1 protein-coding gene and 1 pseudogene are annotated in these 2,019 nt (G+C 60.3%); both read right to left on the bottom strand.

The window, feature by feature from the left end:
* Window positions 1-104: 104 nt before the first annotated feature.
* Window positions 105-470 (bottom strand): ATP-binding protein, encoded by a 366-nt coding sequence (locus tag AZH51_RS05505; RefSeq protein ID WP_291522176.1) that lies wholly within the window; start codon window positions 468-470, stop codon window positions 105-107.
* A gap of 1,424 nt (window positions 471-1,894) precedes the next feature.
* Window positions 1,895-2,019, bottom strand: a pseudogene (locus AZH51_RS05500) (IS630 family transposase); the annotation flags it as partial.

Raw genomic sequence — 2,019 nt, 5'->3', positions numbered from 1 at the left:
CCTTGCGGGCCACTGCCACGACGTCGTCGCGGAACTCCTTCGGATACGGCTTGGGCATGGTGAACATCCTTCCAGCGAGGACCACGATCCTCACAAGTCAGGTGTCAACCAAACCGGGGGCAAACCCTTGCCTCCGCGATGCTGGTACTGAGCTTGTGGACGATTACAACGGCGCCGACCGCGTGAGCGCGTTGCGCCGCCCATGCGCGTCGTTCGACTGACCAACTGTTCCAGTCCAGGACGACGTCGGCGCCGGTGGCTAGTACCTGCTGGGCCACCGACCAGATCAGATCTCGGGCCCGGTCCGCCTTAGGCCCGTACTCCGCCGAGTCGATGCTCACTTCGGGTTCTAGCCTGATCATCCATTCATCGAGTGTGAACCGGACGCCGCTGCCGCCACTGGTCAATTCGCGCGCGAGGGTGGACTTGCCCGATCCGGCGAGCCCAAACATCAGATGCACCCGGGGCATCCTCCGACGTTAGTGGAGGATGCCCTCCTCGATTGAGTCTGAGGTACAACCGTTTCAGCTGGGACGGTGTCAGCCCGCGCGGGGGCAATGATCGAGGCCGGACATTCGGGTCACATCATGGTGAGCAACGCAGGTCACCCCACCGCAATGCGCGTGCACGGGTCCCGCGAGCCGACTGGATCGGCACACAGATCCCATAGGGTATTCCAGCATGCGGCAACCAAGCCATAACGTTCGGTTTATCTCAGATACCGCCCACCAAAATCTCATCTTCGCTGCATCTCGACACTACTTGTCGAGAATCATCGAAGACTGCACGCGACACGCGGCGTACTTTGCACACGCGGGGAGTTTCCTACTAGCCGCGTCAAATAGGCCATCAGGTACGAGAGTCGACAAATGCAACGGACTTGGACATCGACATCCTTGAGCCCACCTTTCGCCACACGGGGCGGATCTATCTCACGGAACGCCTGCCGGGGAAGCGCAGAACCCAGCCGTGAACCCTGACGCATCTCCTACTCAGGCTCTCTCCTGAATCAATTGACGGGCCTCCGCAAGAATTCGCTCTGCCTGAATCCGTTCTTCGCTCTCGGCACGGAGTCGTCTAAAGCCACGCGTACGCATCTCGCTCGAGAGAAGGTCAAACGCAGGCTCGGGCTGCTCTGTCGCAAGAAACTGCAGAGCTCGAAGCGTCACCACTGGCAGCCGCAAGGCAGTTAAATCCCAGCGCCTAAACCGGAGAACGCTAAGCGCCCACTCTAGGATCTCCGTAGCCTCGGCAATGTCTCCAGCTCGGCGGCAGGTGGTGGCAGCGGCGCACGCCGTGTAGGACACGGCGGTCATAGCTCGGGCTGCTTCAGGCGGATAAAACCCCATCGCGTACGGGAACGCAGAACGAGCAAGGTCGAACGCCCGAGCCGCTGATATCTGGGCATCCTTCTCATCCCCCCGCTCTAACAATCGCCCAGCCACCGAAGCGAGAGCTATCGAGGCAGACAAGCGTGACATCCATAGTGGCCAGCTGAACACTTTCGGCCACGTTGTGGGTGTTAGAGTCTCCGTCCAGTCCGCAATGGACAAGATATGACCGAGCGTCATGCGGAAAGTCCCCATATTAGTCACCTCACCCGCTTGCCCCGTCAGGCGCACGTGCCTCTCCAAGGAGCTGGCGGCCACGAAGACGGCCTGCGACCGCTCGCGGGGATCCGCTTGCTCGATGAGAGTTCGTGCCACATGTTTATGAACAAATACCTCGTTGCGGTTGGGGCGGATCAACCCAACCCGACCCAGCGCAGCGAGAGCATCCACATAGCTGCTAACAGCTTGGGACCAGCTCGTGCCCCGCCGCGTAGCCCGCCAGATGTCCTTGACGATGCCAGGATCGATCCCGTTTTCGCCTTCCAGGAAGGCCAATGAAAGTACTAGTGCGCTGCGTTTGAAGTCTTCTGACGGTTGGCTTTCTTGAGGATGTCGTCTGCGGTCTTTGTCCAGACGAAGGGGTGTTTGCGGTCGTTCCAGCCGGTGATGAACGCGCGGATCTTGGCGT

The sequence above is a fragment of the Branchiibius sp. NY16-3462-2 genome (assembly GCF_001594145.1).
In the GTDB taxonomy this organism is placed as follows: Bacteria; Actinomycetota; Actinomycetes; order Actinomycetales; family Dermatophilaceae; genus Branchiibius.
The sequence above is the reverse complement of the archived record's forward strand: the minus strand, read 5'-3'. Positions and strand labels throughout refer to the sequence as shown.